Source organism: Actinocrinis sp., from assembly GCF_035938995.1.
Classification (GTDB): Bacteria; Actinomycetota; Actinomycetes; order Streptomycetales; family Catenulisporaceae; genus DASZGI01.
In genome coordinates this window covers 1-17,645 of sequence record NZ_DASZGI010000156.1, presented here as the reverse complement: position 1 = coordinate 17,645, position 17,645 = coordinate 1, and the positions used below count along the sequence as shown (strand labels likewise).

The following is a 17,645-nucleotide window of genomic DNA, read 5'->3' as shown; positions in this document are numbered from 1 at the left end:
TCGGGCCGGGAGTCCGGGTACGTCGTCGATCTCTGCGCCAAGCGCATATCGGGCGATCGACGCGGCCTCGGTACAGGGCGCGGAGACCCTGGCCGCAGACGCGTATCAGGTCTCGAGCTACGACGCTCGCGGCCGGAGCGGAAGCGTGTCAGCGCCCGGCCTCGAGACGGCCGACGCACCGGATGACGCCCAGGTCAACACGGCCACGGATGCGCGAAGCGACACTGATGCCGACACTCGAGGCGGCGCCGACACCAGTGCCCAAAGCAGCACGGCCGAGGCTTCCCTACCGCTCTCAGCCGCCTCGGTTCCTCCCCAGGTATTTCAGACTCGCCGGGCGCTGCCCGCCGTGGATGTCGCCCTCGAAGCGCGGGACCGTCGCCCCGTTCCCGCGGACGTGACCGACAGCACCACGGCGTCGCCCGAAGCGGCCGTAGACCTCCGTACCGAGGCGGGACAGTACGGCTCGCCCCCATCGAGCCTCATCCCGACCGGGCCCCTCGGAGAGTCCGCGGCCCGCGAGGCGCGGCCGGGGCGTGATTCCGCCGAATCCGCCCCGGCCGCCGCACCGGACTCCGATGTGCCGGCAGCCGCAGCCGCATCGGACTCTGGTGCGACCGCATCAGACTTCGGTAACGCAGCACCCGACAGCGCAGCCCCCGCTGTTTCAGCGCCCGGCAGTTCGACCGGCGCGATGCCGGCGCCAGCCGCTCCCGCACCGCCATCGATGCCGACGCAGACCGCCGCCATTGAGGCGCCGGGTGCTCCGAGTAGTGCGCCGTCACCCGTTTCATCCGCTGGACCGGCCGCCGCAGCCGCCTTCGCCGCGCTCGCTACGCCCTCTGCCGATGCCGGGCAGGCACCTGACACCGGATCGTCCGCCGACTCCCCCACCGGGCCGCAGGCGACTCAGGACCCTGCGCCTCCGCCTCCGCCCGAACCCGTGAGCCCGCCCGCCGCGACGGCTCCGCTCATCTCGAGTACGAGCATCAGCCGCAGCACGCTGAATATGAACCGGCTGCTACCCCCCTCGCGCCCTGTCGACCAGCCCGTTCGGGACATCGAGCGGATCACCGACACCTACGCCAACCGGTCCGCTGCCGTCACTGCAGGAGGCGCTCCGTCCGCGGCTCTCACGGGTGCCGCGTCATCGCCTTTTGCGATGCCGTCCCCCGCTGGGGCGTCGTTCCCGGGCACGCTCTCGAGCGCGGTTCCGCCAGCGCCGCCTTCCTCTTCCGCACTCTCGTCCGCGGTCCCCGGCTCGACGACTCTCCCGCCCGAGTTCTCGTCGCAGGTCGCGGCGATGTCAGCACCCGCAGTGCCCGCGCCGCCGATGACGCCGGACGCCGTGCCGCGCTCCCTCCCAGCCGCGGTGGATACGTCTGCGACGGCTTCGGCACCCGGGCCGCCTCAGCCCGACGCCGGGCCGCCTGCTCCGCCGACCGCCGGCGCTTCGTCGTCCGGCACCGCAGCGCCCACCGACCAACCCGGACCGGCGTCCGCGGCGTCCGCCGACTCCCATGCCGGTGCCGCCGCTGGCCTCCCGTCCGATCCGGCGGCGCTCGATCTGCTGGCCCGCCGCCTCTACGGCCGGTTCTCCCGCCGCCTGGCCGACGAGCTGCTGGCCGAGCGCGAACGCGCCCAACTCCTGACCGACCTCGCCTGAAAGGGGACGACGTGGCCGACATCATCAGGGCCGCCCTCGCCTGGCGGTTCAAAGTGGTCCTCGACGGGCTCGGGACCCCGCTGCTGTTCAGCGGCTGCTCCGGCCTCGACGCCGAATACGAGCCCTTCGAGTGGAAGGAGGGTGGCAACAACACCGCCGTCCTGCATCTTCCCGGCCAGCTGTCGTACACCAACGTCAAGCTCACCCGGCCGGTCGACAAGGACAGCACGGCCCTGCGCGCCTGGTTCACCGGCCACGCCCTCACCCCCACCCGGGGCGATGCCGTCATCGAGCTCTTCGACGGTAACGGCGAGCCGGTCACCAGCTGGACGCTGTCGGCCGCCTGGCCGGTCAAGTACACCGGGCCGAACCTGGCCTCCGCCGGAGAGGGCGCCGAGGCCGTCGCGGTCGAGTCGCTCGAGCTCTCGCACCAGGGATTCGCGTCATGACCGGCCTGGCGCAGGTGACCCAGGCGCAGCTCTCCGGCTCAGACGGCAAGGTGCTGGACTGCCAGTTCAACCCGTCCACCGTGACGGTGACGAAGACCGCGAAATGGAGTGCGGCGCCGACCCCGGGCGCGAAGAAGGACCCGCACTCCCAGTTCACCGGCTCCACCCCGTCCACGCTCAATGCGCAGCTGCTGTTCGACGCCTTCGACGTGACCGGGCGTCCCGCCAGGATGACCGTCAAGCAGGCGGTGGACCAGCTGTTCGCCTGGATCACCCCGGCCCCCTCGCCGCAGAACCCGAAGACTCCCCAACCGGCCACGGTGAAGTTCACCTGGGGCCCCTGGGAGGCGTTCAACGGGGCGCTCACCAGGGTCAACGCCGTGTACAAGATGTTCGCCCCCAGCGGGGAGCCGCGCCGGGCGACCGTCGACATCATGATCCAGTCGCTGGCGGACGACCCCAAGCCGACGAACCCGACCTCGGGGGGCATCGCCGGGCGCGCCAGCGCGGTGGTGTCCGCGGCCGATTCGCTCGCGGCGATCGCCTACCGCGAATACGGCGACCCGTCGCTGTGGCGGGCGATCGCGCTCGCGAACGGGATCGAGGATCCGGCGCGCGTCCCGATCGGAACCAGGGTCCTGCTTCCGCCGCGCGGCCAGGCCGCCGCGCTCGCGGCGGTGGGCGGCGGGGAGGGATGGACGTGATGAGCCGATGACCATTGCGTACGGGGTCGTCCCCACGGTCTCCGTGGACGGATCGCCGCTCGCCGAAGAGGTGCGCCCGACCCTGATCAGGGTCCTGGTCGACCTGCACCTGCACCTGGCGGACGCGTTCGTGCTCGAATTCCTCGACAACGGGCGGGACGCGGCGCAGCGGGCCGGGATCAAATTCGGCAGCCGGATCGAGGTCTCGGCCTGCGCGGTGCGGGACGACGCGGCCACGGCCACCTTGATCACCGGCGAGGTGACCACTCTCGCCCAGGACACTGACGCGTCGGGCACCTGGACCATCGTGCGGGGCTACGACCTGTCGCACCGGCTGTGCCGGGGGCGGCGCACCCGCACCTTCCTCGACTGCACCGACGGCGACATCGTCCACCGGGTCGGCCAGGAGGCCGGGCTCGACGTCGGAGAGGTCGAAGACGACGGGGCGGTGCACGACCACGTCGGCCAGTTCAACCTCACCGACTGGGACTTCCTGCGGGCCCGGGCGAACGAGCGCGGCCGGGAGTGCGCGGTCGTGAACGGCAAGCTGGTGTGGCACGCCCCGCGCGACCACAGCGGCGCTCCGGCCCCGGCCGAGGACCTCGGCACCGAGCCGCAGCCGCTCCAGCTCGCCCTCGGCGGCAACCTGCTGCGCCTCTCCCCCCGCGTCACCGCCGCCGAGCAGGTGGGCGAGGTATGGGTGCGCGGCTGGGATCCGGCGACCAAACAGCCGGTGCGCGGATCGGCCCGCACCGCGACCGTCTCGGCGGCCGCCGGATCCGACCCCGGTGCGCTCGCGTCGCAGTTCAGCGCCGCGCCGTATCTGGTCGCCGACCGCCCGGTGCGCGACGAGGCGGAGGCGGACGCCATCGCCGCGTCCGTGGCCGAGCAGATCGCCGGCGCACACGCGGAGATGACCGGCCTCGCGTCGGGCGATCCACGCCTGATCCCCGGCGCCGCCGTCTCAGTGGGCTGTGTCGGCTGGCCGCACGACGGCCGTTACGTGCTCACCTCCGCACGGCACCGCTACGAGGAGACCGGGTACCACACCGAATTCACCGTCAGCGGCCGCCAGGAGCGCACCCTGCTGGGCCTGGCCTCGGTCGGCGCGACCAAGGGCTCACACCGCGCCGCCGGACCGCCCTGGCCCGGCCTGGTGATCGGTCAGGTAACCGACATCGCAGACCCCGAACAGCGGTTCCGGGTCAAGGTCGCCTTCCCGTGGCTGTCCGACGACTACGAGTCCTGGTGGGCGCGGGTGATCCAGCCCGGCGCGGGGGACACCCGCGGGCTGGCCTGGCTGCCCGAGGTCGGCGACGAGGTGCTGGTCGGCTTCGTCCACGGCGACGTGCGCGATCCCTACGTGCTCGGCGGGCTCTACAACGGCGTGGACCACGCCCCGCTCAACGAGAAGCTCGTGGACTCCAACGCCGGCAAGGTGCTGCGCCGCGTGCTCGGCTCCCGCGCCGGCCACCAGATCGTGCTCAGCGACGACGACAACGCGTCCCAGATCAGCGTCGCCACCGGGGACGGCTCGGCGACGATCACCCTCGACGCCTCGAACACGAAGATCACCATCGACGGCTCCGGCACGGTGACCATCCACGCCGGCGGCCCGCTCAAGCTCAACAGCGACGGCGACATCGAGATCACCGCCGGCGGCGACCTCAAGCTCAACGCCTCCGGGGAGCTGAAGCTCTCGGCCGACACGGGCGTGTCGATCGACGGCGGCCCGCAGGTCGCGGTGACCGGCGACATCGTCAAGCTCAACTAGGCCACGCCCCGACGACGCAAGGAAGGAGTCTGATATGGGACAGCCCGCGGCGGTGACCGGGATCGGGTCCGCGGAAGCGGACGGCGCGCAGTTCGTCGGCCGGGGCTGGAGCTTCCCGCTGCGGCTCGACAGCTCCGGGGCGTTCGGCCTGTCCACGGGCGAGGACGACGTGGCCGAGGCGATCCGGCTGATCCTCGGCACCTCGCCGGGCGAGCGGCCGATGCGCCCGGAGTTCGGCTGCGCGGTGCACGAACTCGTATTCGAGACGGTGGACGCCTCGCTGGCCGGACGGGCGTCCGCCATGGTCGCCGCCGCGCTCACCCGCTGGGAGCCGCGCATCGAAGTGCTCGGCGTCACCGCGCAGCCCGACCCGGACGGCGGCGCGGACGGCCCGCCCGTGCTGCACATCTCGGTCGACTACCGGGTCAGCGCCACCAACGACCGCCGCAACCTGGTCTTCCCGTTCTACTCGATTCCCGAGGAATGATCCACCGATGCCGCTGCCCGCCCCCGACCTCGACGACCGCCGCTTCCAGGACTTCGTGGACGACGCGAAGCGCCTGGTGCGCCGCCGCGTGCCGGAGTGGAGCGACCACAACGTGCACGACCCCGGGGTCACCCTGATCGAGGCGGTCGCGACCATCGCGGACCAGCTGGCGTACCGGCTGAACCAGGTGCCGGAACGCCATCACCGCAAGTTCCTCGACCTGCTGGGCATCGTGCGCCGTCCGCCCGCAGCCGCCCGCGCGGACCTGACCTTCCGGCTGTCCGCCCCGCGGTCCGAAACGGTGACGGTGCCGGCCGGCTTCCGGGTGGCCACGCCCCGCGTTCCGAACGAGCAGCCGGTTTCCTTCGCGACCCTGCGTGAACTGCCGATGGTGCCGGTGAGCCTGATCGAACTGCGGGCGGCGTCGGCGGACACCGCGGGCGGCATCGACACGCTGCGCGACCTGCGGGCGGCGATGCGCGAGGGCGAGACGGCGGAGTGTTTCTCCCCCGTTCCCCAGCCCGGCGACCGGCTCTACGTCGGCTTGTCCGCGCCCGCTCCGTCGTGCCTGATCGCGCTGCGCACGGACAGCCGTATCGACGGTATCGGCGTGGACCCGGACCGGCCGCCGTTGCGCTGGGAGGCGTATCAGGGCTCGGGGTGGGTGGAGTGCGAGGTCGACCGGGACAGCACCGGCGGCCTGAACCGGCCGGGCGAGATCCTGCTGCACCTGCCGCCCGAGCACGCCTCCTGCCTCGTCAACGGGGTGCGTGCGGCGTGGCTGCGCGCGGTCGTCACGGCCCCGGCGGACGGCGTGCCCGCGTATAGCAGGACCCCGACGCTGACCCGGCTCACCGCGGATTGCGTCGGCGGGACGGTCGCCGCCCAGCACGCCGAATACGTCCCCGAAGACATGCTCGGCGCCGCGGAGGGCGCGCCCGGGCAACGGTTCCGGCTGCACCGCGCGCCGGTGCTTCCGAGCATCCCGCCGATCGTCGTCGAGGTCTCCGACGGCACGGGCTGGCGGGAATGGCAGCTGGTCGACGACTTCTCGGCGAGCGGCGTCGAGGACCGGCACTTCACCCTCGACCCGGTGACCGGCGACATCGAATTCGGCCCCGCGGTGCGCCTGGCCGACGGAAGCGTCCGGTGCCATGGCATGGTGCCGCCGGAAGCGGCGGAGGTGCGGGCACTCGGCTACTGGACCGGCGGCGGTTCGGTGGGCAACGTCCGGGCCGGTGCGCTCGCCGTGCTGCGTTCGGCGATCCCTTACGTCTCCTCGGTTTCCAACCGGAAGCCGGCCCGCGGCGGACGCGACGGCGAGACGGTGGACGAGGCCAAGGTCCGCGCCGCCCAAGCGCTGCGCGGCCGCGGCCGGGCGGTGACCGCGGAGGATTACGAGGCTCTGGCGGCGCAGGCGGTGTCCGGCGCCGTGCGGGCGCGGTGCGTCGCCCCGGCGCGCGCCGAGGAACCGGTCAGGGTTCTGATCGTGCCCGACGTGTCCGGTTACGGCTCGGGCCGGCTGCCGTTCGACGCGCTGACCCCCGACGCCCCCAGCCTGGCCGCGATCGCCGCCGCGCTGGAGGAGCGCCGCCTGGTCGGGGTGCGCGTCGCGGTCGAGCCGCCGCGGTATCAGGGGGTGACGGTCGCGGTGCGCATCCGGTCGCGCAGCGCCGACACCGAGGCGGTGCGGACCGCGGCGCTCGAGGCGCTCTATCACTGGCTGCATCCCCGCCTCGGCGGCCCGGACGGGCAGGGCTGGCCGTTCGGACGCCCAGTGACGTTGGGCGATGTGCACGCGGCACTCGCGACCGTGCCCGGCGCGGACTACGTCGAGGAGGCGCGGCTCTATCCGGCGGACCCGGTCACCGGGGCGCGCGGCGAGTCCGCGCCGGCGCTCGATCTGGGTGCGGACATGCTGCCGTTCTCCTACGACCACCAGGTGCGGGTGAACTAGATGAGAGGTCTGATCAGTGCGGCGCGGCCGGGCGGCCCCGGGGTCGCGGCCCCGATGGCGCTGCGCCGCGCGGTGCCGGCGGTCTACCAGGAGGACCCGCTCTTCCTCGAGCTCTGCCATGCGTTCGACGAGCTGATCGCGCCGCTGGTCAGCGCGATGGACTGCTTCGCCGCCTACCTCGACCCGTGGCTGGCCCCGGACGACTTCCTGCCCTGGCTCGCGGACCTGGTCGGATGCGCGCCGCTCCCACCGGATACCGTCGCCGCACGCGAGCGGGTCGCCGGTGCGGTGGTGACGTATGCGGAGCGCGGAACGCCGACGGCGGTGCGCATCGCGGCAGCTCGCGCCGCGGAAGTGCCGGACGACTGCGTCCATCTCGACGACTCTGGCGGTACCCGCTGGTCCACAGCGCCGCTGGCCGTCCACGACTGGCCCGGCGGACCGGCGCGCATCAATGTTCTGATCCAACCGGACCGGGATCCGGACGACGTCGCCGACGACGTGCGCGCCGCGCTGCAAGCCGAGGCCGGTGTGCACTGCCCGATCGAGGTCGCGGTGACCCGCGCCACGGTGCCGGAACCCCGGCCGCCCGAACCCTATGCACTCGAACCGCAAATGCCTGATGACCAAACTCCCGAGCAGCCGCCCGGACCGAGATTGTACGGAGGTCAACCATGATCCTCTGCCGCGAGTGTGGAAACTCCGCGCCTTCCGCGGACGGCTTCTGCTCCTCGTGCGGCGCGCTGCTGGACTGGGCGGGCGAGCGCGTCGAACCGCGCCCGTCCCAGCTCACCGCGCCGCTGCTGCCGCCTCCGGTCACGCCGAACACGCAGCGCCCGGCAGTCTCGTTCAACGCGCAGCCGATGCCGCAGCACGCACCGATCGCGCCGCCCCCCGACCAGATCGACCCGGCCGGCCGGATCCCGACCCCGGAGGCCCGCCGCACCGATCCGGTTCCGCTGGAGTCCGAGCCCGAATACACCGGCCCCTATTGCACCGCGTGCGGCACGCGCAACCCGGAGGGCCGCCGCTTCTGCCGCGCCTGTGGCAGCCTTCTGCGGCTCGACGCCCAGCCGAAGGAGCGGCGGCGGCGCTGGTGGCAGCGGTTGTTCCGGCGCCGCACCGGCTATGTGGCGGGCGAGCGGCCCGGCGGGTTCCGCGACCACCCGGACCGGCACCACGCCGCCGGATCACCCCACCTGCCCAAGCGCCGCCGCCACCTTTTGCCGCGGCACATCAAGCTCGGCAAGGCCGCGCCGCTGTTCATTGTCCTCGGATTCATCGGCATCGGGCTCGGACCGGCCCGCGCGTGGGTGACCGACCACGTGTTCACCCTGTTCGGCAAGGCGAAGGCCACGCTGAGCGTGCACTACGTGAACGTCACGCCGATCGGTGCGACCGCGGACGCTGAGAAAGACCACGCCGCGGGACTCGCCGTGGACGGCCTGAACAACACCTACTGGGCCTCGTCACAGCGCCAGGACGGGGTCGGCGACACCATCACCGTGACCTTCGCGACCCCGGTGGACATCGACCAGATCGGCTTCCTGTCCGGGGCCGATCCCGCCGACTTCCGCGCCTCCGCCCGCCCACACGACCTGACGTTCACCGTCGGCGGACCCGGCGCCTCCGCCACCGGAGCGACGACGCTGACGTTCGACGACACCGCAGACTTCCAGAACCGGTCGGTCCTACTCCGCCACGTCACGTCGGTGACATTCACGGTCAAGGACTCCTACCCGGGCCAGAAGAAGCACGATCTGGCGGTGCGCGAGATCCAGTTCTTCGTGCTGAGCACGGGGCAGCCGTCGCAGGGTCCGTAGAGCTGCTCCGTCGGCCTTCCCTGCAATACAACAGCGGTCGGTGAATCCGGGCTCTTCGAGAGCCCGGATTCACCGACCGCCGAGGCTCGCCGCACCGACGCCGACAATAACCACCACCGCGGTGACTAGGCCGGTGACGGTCGGGTCACTCGTGGGCGGCTGAAAACGGTTCGAGGCCGACTGCGCCGTCCGGTTCTTCGCCCGACACCTCGGCCAACCGGCCACCTCGGCGGCATGAGGTGAGATCAGCGGTGTCGACGCCCGGACTCCAGCCGGGCGCCGACACGCGCCTGGACCAGGTTGGTCAGGGCCGACCGGCACCAGGCACCGCGACCGGGAAGGTGAGGATCTCCCCGGTGCGCGGGCCCTGATTCAGCCGCTGAAGGTTCTCCATGATGCCGTCGCCGCTTCGCCACTCGGCGGTCATGATGAACAGGGTCCGCCGGTCGGGGCCGCCGAGCATCAGCGCGAACGGCGCCCGGTCGACCCCGAGTTCGACGCGTTGCAGCACCTCGCCGCCCTCGGCCACCCGCACGACCGAGTTGCCGCCGGTGGACACCCATAACGCGCCTTCGGCGTCCAGGCAGATGCCGTCCGGACCGAGCCCTTCGGCGAAGACCCGGCGGCGCGACAGCCCCCCGTCATCGTCGATGTCGAACGCGGTCAACTGTCCCGCGAACGACTCCGAGACGATCAGCGTCCGGTTGTCGGGCGTGATGACCATGCCGTTGGGAAACTGGATGTCGTCGGCGACCTGACGCAGGCGGCCGTCCGGGGTGACCAGCTTGATGTAGCCGGGCTTGGGCGGCGCTCCGGCGGCGAATGCGAAGTCCGCGCCGTTGAGGTAGATGTTGCCGCGGCCGTCCACCACGATCTCGTTCGCGTGCTGATCGGCATGCACGGCCATCGATCTGTCGCGCTCCTGTCGGCGCAGCTTGTCGCCCGTCACCAGCAGCCTTCCGTCGGGCAGCCAGTCGATCGAATACCCCATCGGGTGACTGTCAGGATCCAGCGTGGCCATCACCTCGGCCTTTCCGTCCAGGCCGACCGCCATGACCTGCCGTTCGATCCAGTTGCAGAACCACAGCCGCCCCTCGTGCCATCGCGGCGACTCGGGAATCCCCAGACCGGTCAGCAGGACCTTCGGCTCGGACATCGCTCTCTCCTCGTATCACCAGGTTGCGCCGACCGGGGCCGACATCTTTGCCTCCTATACGAACGACAACCCGGCCGATCGACATGCTCCCGCCCTGGCGCGGCCGCGAGACAGTACGCTCCACGCATGCACGCGACGCGGGGCAACGGGGGCTCCGGTGATCTGCCGGAGTGGTACGGGCCGCCGGAGATGATCGGCGGATACGTCACAGGGCCGGTACTCATCGCACAGTCGGACAGATACGTGCTGGCCGTACGACAAGTGCTGGCCTACCCGACCGGCGTCGAAGTCGAGATCGAGGCCCACGCGCACGGACCATCGCTCGCCGAGACCCCGTTTGATCCGACGGACTTCAGCGGGCATCGCCAGCTGCTTTTCCGTCTTCGGCTCGCCGACGGCAGTCAGGTCGCGCTGGATGACGAAGCGGGGCTGCGCAGCGGGAACGGGCCCACGCTTATGGTCTGCAAGTCCGAGAGTTCCTCAGGCGGCCCGGACAACAGCGAGCACGTACGCCAGGCCTTGTGGATGTCGCCGCTGCCACCACCGCCCGGCCTGCTCACCCTGACGTGTTCGTGGCCGAACCGTGGCCTGGAAGACGCCGATCTCGTCCTGGACGCGGACGCGATTCTGACCGCGGCGCACCACGCCCAGCCATTCTGGCGTGAAGAAGCGTCCTGACCCGTCGCCGGGAGATGTCGGTGTCGCCGGCCAGCCGTAGCGTGTGCGCATGGAGTTCAGCCAGGAATTGCGCGCGGAAGTGCTTTCCGGCGACATCACCGTCTCGTTCCGGCTCTGGCGCCGAGCCCAGGTGAAGGCCGGCGGCCGCTACCGCGTTGGCACCGGCCAGATCGTGGTCGACTCGGTCGAGCTGCTCCCCTTCTCCTCCATCGACGCCGCCGACCTGCGACGCTCCGGCGAGACCGACCTCGAATCACTCCGTCGGCGAGCCGCCCACGCCGGGCCGATCCACGACGACACGCTCCTCTACCGGATCGAGTTCCACGTCGTCGATTAGGCGCCGCGCCGCGCTGGCGATCCTCGCTCAGGTCATGAGAGAGCGCTCATCTCAGTGCGCATCCGGCCCCGGTCCCCGCGCAAAGTCCGTTGATCGGCCTGCTCCCCGTGTGCCGGGGTCAGTCGGCGACGGATGCCCGTCGCTCTGCCGTCACCCCAGTTGTTTTCGCAGACGTCAGTCAGGCAGGGCGAGGGGATCGGCGCCGCTCATGATGGCGAGGCTGCGCGGGGCGCTGGCCAGCACGCCTCCGGCGGCTCCGCGCACTTCGGCGCGCGGGCCGAGTTCGCCTGCAACCACCGTGACCTGGTTCGCCGCGGAGGGGAGGGCGGTGCGGGCGATCGCGCGGCGGACGGGCTCGAAAAGGGCCTCGCCCGCCGCAGCGAGGTCGCCGCCGATCACGATGAGCTGCGGGTTCACCAGCGTCACCAGTCCGGCCAGTGCATGGCCGACCGCTTCGCCCGCGTCTTCGATCACCCGGCGGGCTCCGGCGTTGCCTCGCGCGAGCAGGTTCGGCAGGTCGGCCGCGGTGACCGGCTGGCCCCAGCTTTCTTCGAGCAGTCGGGCGATGGCGACGGGGCTGGCGACCGTTTCCAGGCAGCCGCGGTTGCCGCAGCGGCACACCCGGCCGTTGCGGACGGCGGGCAGGTGGCCGAACTCCCCGGCCAGGCCTCCGGCGCCGAGCAGGAGTCGGCCGTCGGCGACGATGCCCGCGCCGATCCCGGCGGACAGGCGCACGTAGACCATGTCGTCGGCGGTGCGGCCAGCGCCGTAGAGCCGTTCGGCCAGCGCGCCGGCGTTGGCGTCGTTGGTCAGCTGGGTGAGAAGGCCAGTGCGCTCCTCCAGTTCGGCTTTGGGGCGGATACCGGTCCACCCCGGCAGGATCCCCTCGCCACCCAGCGCGCCGTCGCGGTCCACCGGGGACGCGATGCCCGCGCCGAGGCCGAGCACCCGCTCGCGCGGCACGCCGCAGTCCCGCATCGCCTGGTCGATCAGCTCCGCGACCAGGTCGAGGGTCTCGTACGGCGCCCGGTCGACCTCCTTGATCTCGCCCCGGTCCCACACGGGCGTGCCGAACAGGTCGCACAGCACGACACGCACGTGCGCGTGGCCGATGTCGGCGCCGATGGCATACGCGGCGGACGGATTGAGCGACAGCGGCTGCGCGGGGCGCCCGGTGGGCCGGGTCTCCTGTTCGGCCGGCCCGTTCTCCTCCTGCACGAGCCCGGTGGTGATCAGGTCCGCGACGAGGGCGGACACCGTCGCGCGGGACAGGCCGGTGCGGCGGATCAGCTCGGGGCGGCTGGTCCTGACGCTGTCGTACAGCGCCTGGAGCACGCGCAGGCGCCCCTCTTCCCGGAGATTCAGCGGCGCGTTGACGGCGGACTCCTCCCTGAGGTCGTGCAACTGTGCGATCTCTTTGTACCGTACGGCCGGCCGAACCATCGACGACAGCGGCGCGACAGGCGCAGCGGGCGCGCCGACGGCCCGCGGAACCTGCGTCGAGGCAGGTCCCGCGGGCCGCTGATCGATCGGGCGCGGGTTCACGCCGTCAATCGGACAACCGGTCAGTCATTGATGAGGTCGAATTCCTCCCAGGGCCCGATCGCGGTGCGGTTCGCGATCAGCGGGCTGGCACCGGCGTTATCGGCCGTGACGATGTCGCCGTTCGCGTGCGCCCGGAAGCTCACACTGCCATCGGAGTTATGGATGAGGTCGAACTCCTCCCACGGCCCGATCGCGGTGCGGTTCGCGATCAATGGGCTGGCACCGGCGTTATCGGCCGTGACGATGTCGCCGTTCGCGTGCGCCCGGAAGCTCACACTGCCGTCCGAGTTGTTGATCAGATCGAACTGCTCCCACGGGCCGATCGCGGTGCGGTTCGCGATCAGCGGACTGGCACCGGCGTTGTCAGCGGTCACGATCTTGCCGTTCGCGTGTGCACGAAGGCTGATCACACCGCTTGTTGACGACCCCGATATGGCCAACGCGAAGATGTGTGTCGCGGTGACATTCGGCGTCGCACCGGCGCTGACGTTGGGCAGGACGACATCCTGCACGGTCTTGCCCGCTGTGAGCGAGACAGCTTGGTAGTACATGTGCACGGTCTGGGTCTGCTTGCCGGCGTTGTTGTTGATGTACGACAGCGTGGCCGCGATGTCCGTGCCACCGGCTGCGGTCGAGGACCACCAGTCGGCGAAGGCGAGCCCGAATGTCTGGGTACTGCCATCGGTGTAGACGATCGTTCCGGTCCCGGATCCCGTGCCGTAGGCAGACGAGCCCAGGATGCCCAGCGTGGTGCCGGAGCCGGACAGCGGGACTGTCTGCCCCTCGGCCACGATGTTGTCGTTGGTTCCCGAGGCGACGTTCGGCCAGGTGAAGGTGACTCCGTCGTGGGTGAACGAACCGCCCGGCGACAATCCGGCCGAGGCCAGGGCCTGCGCCGAATAGCTGGCGCCGTTGGGGCCGTCGAAGTTGCCCGGCTTCGTGTTGGAGTCGTCGGTGATGCCGACGTTGTCGAAGGCTGCGGTGAATGAGGGATAGGCGATGTTGATCGTGCCGGAATCGGTGTACGGCCCGGTGCCGGTCACTGCGGCCTGCGCGGAGAGCGCGTAAGCACCCGGCGATGCGCCTGCGGGCGCGGTCAGGTGCCACGTGGTCTGCACCGTCTGCCCACCGGCCACGCTGGAGAAGGAGGAGGGTGTGGTCGCCGACGCGGTCCAGCCGCTCGGCGCGGTGACGGACAGGTTGACGTTGCTCTGCGCAGCGGTGCCGCCGTTGACGTACGTCGTGGTCGCCGTGACCGTGCCGTTTGCAGTCGTCACCGGCGGCGCGTTGAGGGTCAGCGTGTGCTGCACGACGATCGGCGTAGATCCCGTGACGCCGTTGACGGTCACCGAGATCGTCGCGACGCCGTCGCCGACCGCGTGGACCAGGCCTGCGGTGCTGACCGTCGCCACCGTCGGGTCGCTGGTCGAGTAGCTGACCTGGGCGCCGGAAAGGTTGACGAACGACTGGTCGTTGTTCGCGGCCTCGACGATGTTGTCCGCGGTCACGCTCATGTTCCGGCCCTGCGGCACCGAGCCGACGCCGGTGGTGTCGTCGGCGATCCACGGGTTCTTCGCCGTGAGGTCGAGGGTCTGCCCGGCGTTGTAGACGAAGGCCGGCGGCTGAACGGTGACGTATTGGACCTTCGGGGTGATGGCGCCGGTGACCGCGACGTTCACGGTCGAGCGGATGTCGCCGGAGCTGGCGCCGACCTGGAAGGCGTAAGTGCCGTCGTAGACGACTTCCTTCATGTTCGTGGAGTCCCAGAACCACAGATCGCTGATCTTCACCGGGATGGTGATCTGCTGTGAGGCGCCGGGGTTCAGCACGTTGGTCTTCTGGAAGCCCTCGAGCCGCTTGTTCGGGAGTTGCACTCCGGAGACGGTGAAGGGTGTGGCGACGTAGAGCTGCGCGACGGTCGCGCCTGCGGTGCTTCCGGTGTTGGTGACGGTGAAGCTGACGTTGACGGTGCCGTCCGCAGTCACGCTGGAGTTATCGACGGTCGCCGCCGAGTAGGAGAAGTTGCTGTAGCTCAGGCCGTAGCCGAAGGGGTACGTGGGCGTGCCGGTGAAGTACTGGTAGGTGCGGCCGAGACCACCGGTTTCGGCCGGCGTGATGCTGTAATTGCTCATCGCAGGAAGCTGCGAGTCGTCGGCGTACCAGGTGAAGTTCAGGTGCCCACTGGGGTTCTGCTTGCCGAGGAGAACGTCGGCGAGCGCGGTGCCCTGGCTTTCACCGTTGTAACCGCTGAAGACGATTGCGGGGACTTCGGACTGGACGTCGCTGATCTTCACCGGGCCGTCGGACTGGATGACCATCGCCGTCTTCGGGTTGCCCAGCGCCGCCGTCTGGTTGATCAGCGAGTCGTAGTTGCCCGGCATGTTGAGCGTCGTGCGGTCGACGCCCTCCTGGGCGTTGTTCTGGTTGGTGCCCACGAAGAGGATCACCAGATCAGCGTTCTTGATCGCCGTCTGCGTCGAGGCGCTGAGCACCGCGGCCGAGGTGGCGGTGCTGGAGGTGCCGGCCGCGTCGAACAGGATGTTCGCGTTCGGGTTCACCGCCTTGATCGCGCTGGTGATGCCCTGCACCGCGTTGACCTGGAGGCTCGGGGCGCCGGAGTAGTCGCCGAGGGTCACCGCGTTGGCCATGTCGCCGAGGATGACGACGTTGTTCAGCTTCGACGGGCTCGCCGGCAGCAGCGGGGCGCTGGTGCCCGAGACGTTCGCGTTCTTCAGCAGCACCAGCGAGTTGTCCGCGACCTGCGTCGCAAGGGCCTGATGGGCCGGGCTCTGGATCGCCGACTTGGTGATGCCGGTGTACGGCACGCTGCTCGCCGGATCGAACTCGCCGGTCTGCATGCGGATCGTGAACAGGTGGATCAGCGCATTGTCGATCACGCCCACGCTCAGGATCCCGGCGCTGATCGCGGCCTGGATGTTCGGGACGGTGTTCTCGTTGCCGCCGCAGTTCACGTCCGTTCCGGCGCGCAGCGCGTACGCCTGGCCGCCGGCCTGGCCGGAAACCTTCGCGCCGGTGGCCGTGTTGGTCCAGATCGCGTTCGTGCCGCCGTCATCCGTGGAGAAGCCGGGCGGTGCCCAGGCGTGGCCGCTCGGGAAGTTCTGGTACGTCGTGCCGACCGCGCCGCAGTCGGAGGTGACGTAGCCGTTGAATCCGTCGGTGCGCTGCGCGATCTGGTTCGCGGTGTACGTGTCCGCCACCGACGGCGTGCCGTTGATCGCGTTGTACGAGGTCATCAGGCCCGCGACATGCGCGTTCTGGATCAGGCTGGAGAACTGCGCCAGGTAGTACTCGCGCAGGGTGGCGTCGTCGACGTTGGAGGAGTCGCCGAGGCGGTTCAGCTCCTCGTTGTTGAGGGCGTAGTGCTTGGCGGTCGCGGCGGCCTTCAAGTAGCCGTTGATGGACTGCCCGGACATGGTGTTGCCCTGGAAGCCGTTGACGAACGCCCCGGCCATCTGCCCGACCAGGTACGGGTCCTCACCGAAGGCCTCGTCGGTGCGTCCCCAGCGCGGGTCCCGGTCCAGGTTCACGGTCGGCGCCCAGAACGTCAGGCTGCCGTAATCACTCGCCGACGGTCCCAGGTTGTTCTGCCCGGTGCCGAACAACGACTTGTCCAGGAAACCGCGCGCCTCGTCCGAGATCGCCGTCGTCTCCTGATACACCAGGCTCGGGTCCCAGGACATGCTCGACGCGAAGTTGGTCGGGAAGCTGGTTGCGACCGGCGGGTTCGGATGGTTGCCGCTGTTCTGGTCGGCGCCCAGGTAGTTGACGCCGTGCTGGGCTTCGGCCTGGTACGTGTACTGCTGCACGCCCAAGCGCGGGATCGCCGGCGCGCTCGTCGTGCTCAGCTGCGCGACCTTCTCGGCCAGCGTCATCCGCGAGACCAAGTCTGCGGCGCGCTCCTCAGCGGAGTAGCTGGTGTTCAGGTAGATGGGCTGGCTGCTCGCCGCAGGGGCAGTGCGCACGGCTCCGCGAGTGGGAGCGGCGTTGGCAGCGGTCGCGAAGGCGCCGGCGAGAGCTAAGGCACAGCCCGCGGCTATCAGGGGGCGACGGCGCGACGGTATTCGTCTCATCGACTCGACTCCATCGTCGTGGGTAAGGCGGGGGAAGTCGTGGACACGCCGGCGCGTCGGCCCGGCAGGCGCGGGCGCCGCTTCGCGGGGCGGGTCGACTGGCGTGAACGCGGTGCGCCGGCGTGTCCACGAATGTCACTTACTCATCGGGGCCTCGACGGTTCGAACCCGATATTGGTCCGAGATTACGCATAAGTCAAGGTTCTTAATCGCCGCCGTGCTGGGCAATTTGCCTGGAGTCAGGCCGATGCCCGCGCCACGTCACTCCACTGGACCCTCACCACTCCCCTCCCCCGCATCGTGCGCCGCCGGGTACCTTGCGGCGCAAGCAACCTTCCGCTACCTTGTGACGCATGGAACCTGGCGGCGCACTCAAGGCGGTGAGCCAGCTGCGGCGGGGCGTGCTCGAGTACTGCGTCCTCGCGCTGCTGCGCGACGGTCCGCGCTACGGGGTCGAACTCGTACGCGACCTCGGCTCGGCCGACGCGATGGTCACCAGCGAGGGGACGATCTACCCGCTGCTGTCCCGGCTGCGCCGCGACGAGCTGGTGGAGACCTCCTGGCAGGAGTCGCCCTCCGGACCGCCGCGGCGTTACTACGCGCTCACCGCGGACGGCAGGCGGGCACTGGCCGAATTCACCGCCGAATGGGCGAGTTTCCGCGATGCGGTCGAACACTTCATCGCCACAGACACAAGCAACACGGGCACAAGCAACACAGACAACGACGGCACCGACACCAGCAGTGGGGGACCACAGTGAGCAGGACGGGCAACACCGGCGCGGCGCGGCGGATCGAGCACTATCTCAGTGACCTGAAGGCGGCCGCGCGCTCGCTCCCGGCGGGGCGGCGCAGGGAACTGGTCGACGACGTGCGCTCGCACATCCAGGTCGCCCTGGCCGAGAGCGGACGCGACGACGCCGAAGCCGTGAGCGCGGTGCTTGAGGCGCTGGGCTCGCCGCGCGAGATCGTCGCGGC

15 protein-coding genes are annotated in these 17,645 nt (G+C 70.6%); 12 read left to right on the top strand and 3 right to left on the bottom strand.

What is annotated here, in order from left to right; genetic code table 11:
- Window positions 1-1,303 precede the first annotated feature (1,303 nt).
- From VGZ32_RS11200 to VGZ32_RS11165, 8 genes are read left to right on the top strand one after another with little or no spacing between them, the layout of a single operon-like run.
- Window positions 1,304-1,666 carry a hypothetical protein gene (locus VGZ32_RS11200; RefSeq protein ID WP_326885874.1) on the top strand — a complete coding sequence of 121 codons (363 nt, stop codon included), beginning with the start codon at window positions 1,304-1,306 and terminating at the stop codon, window positions 1,664-1,666.
- A gap of 11 nt (window positions 1,667-1,677) precedes the next feature.
- Complete coding sequence (locus VGZ32_RS11195; RefSeq protein ID WP_326885873.1) at window positions 1,678-2,115, top strand: phage tail protein; 438 nt, start codon at window positions 1,678-1,680, stop codon at window positions 2,113-2,115.
- On the top strand, window positions 2,112-2,819 hold the full coding sequence (locus VGZ32_RS11190) for a hypothetical protein (protein WP_326885872.1): 708 nt from the start codon (window positions 2,112-2,114) through the stop codon (window positions 2,817-2,819). Before VGZ32_RS11195 ends, VGZ32_RS11190 begins: the two co-directional genes overlap by 4 nt.
- A gap of 7 nt (window positions 2,820-2,826) precedes the next feature.
- Window positions 2,827-4,593, top strand: coding sequence for a VgrG-related protein (locus VGZ32_RS11185; RefSeq protein ID WP_326885871.1), 1,767 nt, complete (start codon window positions 2,827-2,829; stop codon window positions 4,591-4,593).
- Between the two features lie 34 nt (window positions 4,594-4,627).
- Window positions 4,628-5,080: a GPW/gp25 family protein gene (locus tag VGZ32_RS11180; protein ID WP_326885870.1), complete on the top strand. Its 453-nt coding sequence runs from the start codon at window positions 4,628-4,630 to the stop codon at window positions 5,078-5,080.
- A 7-nt stretch (window positions 5,081-5,087) separates the two neighbouring features.
- Window positions 5,088-7,037: a putative baseplate assembly protein gene (locus VGZ32_RS11175; protein ID WP_326885869.1), complete on the top strand. Its 1,950-nt coding sequence runs from the start codon at window positions 5,088-5,090 to the stop codon at window positions 7,035-7,037.
- Window positions 7,038-7,715: a phage tail protein gene (locus tag VGZ32_RS11170; protein WP_326885868.1), complete on the top strand. Its 678-nt coding sequence runs from the start codon at window positions 7,038-7,040 to the stop codon at window positions 7,713-7,715.
- Window positions 7,712-8,860 (top strand): NADase-type glycan-binding domain-containing protein, encoded by a 1,149-nt coding sequence (locus VGZ32_RS11165; protein WP_326885867.1) that lies wholly within the window; start codon window positions 7,712-7,714, stop codon window positions 8,858-8,860. The genes VGZ32_RS11170 and VGZ32_RS11165 overlap by 4 nt, the downstream gene beginning before the upstream one ends.
- 304 nt (window positions 8,861-9,164) lie before the next feature.
- Here the strand turns inward: VGZ32_RS11165 and VGZ32_RS11160 are convergent, their stop codons facing one another.
- On the bottom strand, window positions 9,165-10,016 hold the full coding sequence (locus VGZ32_RS11160; protein WP_326885866.1) for an SMP-30/gluconolactonase/LRE family protein: 852 nt from the start codon (window positions 10,014-10,016) through the stop codon (window positions 9,165-9,167).
- Window positions 10,017-10,142: 126 nt separating this feature from the next.
- Here VGZ32_RS11160 and VGZ32_RS11155 point away from each other — a divergent pair, with 126 nt between their 5' ends.
- Window positions 10,143-10,694: a hypothetical protein gene (locus tag VGZ32_RS11155; protein ID WP_326885865.1), complete on the top strand. Its 552-nt coding sequence runs from the start codon at window positions 10,143-10,145 to the stop codon at window positions 10,692-10,694.
- Between the two features lie 49 nt (window positions 10,695-10,743).
- On the top strand, window positions 10,744-11,031 hold the full coding sequence (locus VGZ32_RS11150) for an ASCH domain-containing protein (RefSeq protein WP_326885864.1): 288 nt from the start codon (window positions 10,744-10,746) through the stop codon (window positions 11,029-11,031).
- Window positions 11,032-11,205: 174 nt separating this feature from the next.
- Here VGZ32_RS11150 and VGZ32_RS11145 read toward each other — a convergent pair whose 3' ends face one another.
- Together VGZ32_RS11145 and VGZ32_RS11140 are read right to left on the bottom strand one after the other, a co-directional pair.
- Window positions 11,206-12,435 (bottom strand): ROK family transcriptional regulator, encoded by a 1,230-nt coding sequence (locus tag VGZ32_RS11145; protein ID WP_326885863.1) that lies wholly within the window; start codon window positions 12,433-12,435, stop codon window positions 11,206-11,208.
- A 161-nt stretch (window positions 12,436-12,596) separates the two neighbouring features.
- Entirely contained in the window at window positions 12,597-16,667 is a 4,071-nt protein-coding gene (locus VGZ32_RS11140) for a glycoside hydrolase family 3 C-terminal domain-containing protein (protein WP_326885862.1), read from the bottom strand.
- 353 nt (window positions 16,668-17,020) lie between these two features.
- Here VGZ32_RS11140 and VGZ32_RS11135 point away from each other — a divergent pair, with 353 nt between their 5' ends.
- Both VGZ32_RS11135 and VGZ32_RS11130 read left to right on the top strand, forming a co-directional pair.
- On the top strand, window positions 17,021-17,428 hold the full coding sequence (locus tag VGZ32_RS11135) for a PadR family transcriptional regulator (protein WP_326885861.1): 408 nt from the start codon (window positions 17,021-17,023) through the stop codon (window positions 17,426-17,428).
- A partial coding sequence (locus tag VGZ32_RS11130; protein ID WP_326885860.1) for an HAAS signaling domain-containing protein occupies window positions 17,425-17,645 on the top strand: 221 nt, incomplete at its 3' end. The genes VGZ32_RS11135 and VGZ32_RS11130, both read left to right, overlap by 4 nt.

What these genes read in the sequence shown, in the direction of transcription:
- VGZ32_RS11200 (WP_326885874.1), top strand. Translation starts at nt 1,304, where the DNA reads ATGTCAGCACCCGCAGTGCCCGCGCCGCCGATGACGCCGGACGCCGTG.
- VGZ32_RS11190 (WP_326885872.1), top strand. Translation starts at nt 2,112, where the DNA reads ATGACCGGCCTGGCGCAGGTGACCCAGGCGCAGCTCTCCGGCTCAGAC.
- VGZ32_RS11185 (WP_326885871.1), top strand. Translation starts at nt 2,827, where the DNA reads ATGACCATTGCGTACGGGGTCGTCCCCACGGTCTCCGTGGACGGATCG.
- VGZ32_RS11180 (WP_326885870.1), top strand. Translation starts at nt 4,628, where the DNA reads ATGGGACAGCCCGCGGCGGTGACCGGGATCGGGTCCGCGGAAGCGGAC.
- VGZ32_RS11175 (WP_326885869.1), top strand. Translation starts at nt 5,088, where the DNA reads ATGCCGCTGCCCGCCCCCGACCTCGACGACCGCCGCTTCCAGGACTTC.
- VGZ32_RS11170 (WP_326885868.1), top strand. Translation starts at nt 7,038, where the DNA reads ATGAGAGGTCTGATCAGTGCGGCGCGGCCGGGCGGCCCCGGGGTCGCG.
- VGZ32_RS11165 (WP_326885867.1), top strand. Translation starts at nt 7,712, where the DNA reads ATGATCCTCTGCCGCGAGTGTGGAAACTCCGCGCCTTCCGCGGACGGC.
- VGZ32_RS11160 (WP_326885866.1), bottom strand. Translation starts at nt 10,016, where the DNA reads ATGTCCGAGCCGAAGGTCCTGCTGACCGGTCTGGGGATTCCCGAGTCG.
- VGZ32_RS11155 (WP_326885865.1), top strand. Translation starts at nt 10,143, where the DNA reads ATGCACGCGACGCGGGGCAACGGGGGCTCCGGTGATCTGCCGGAGTGG.
- VGZ32_RS11150 (WP_326885864.1), top strand. Translation starts at nt 10,744, where the DNA reads ATGGAGTTCAGCCAGGAATTGCGCGCGGAAGTGCTTTCCGGCGACATC.
- VGZ32_RS11140 (WP_326885862.1), bottom strand. Translation starts at nt 16,667, where the DNA reads ATGAGACGAATACCGTCGCGCCGTCGCCCCCTGATAGCCGCGGGCTGT.
- VGZ32_RS11135 (WP_326885861.1), top strand. Translation starts at nt 17,021, where the DNA reads ATGGAACCTGGCGGCGCACTCAAGGCGGTGAGCCAGCTGCGGCGGGGC.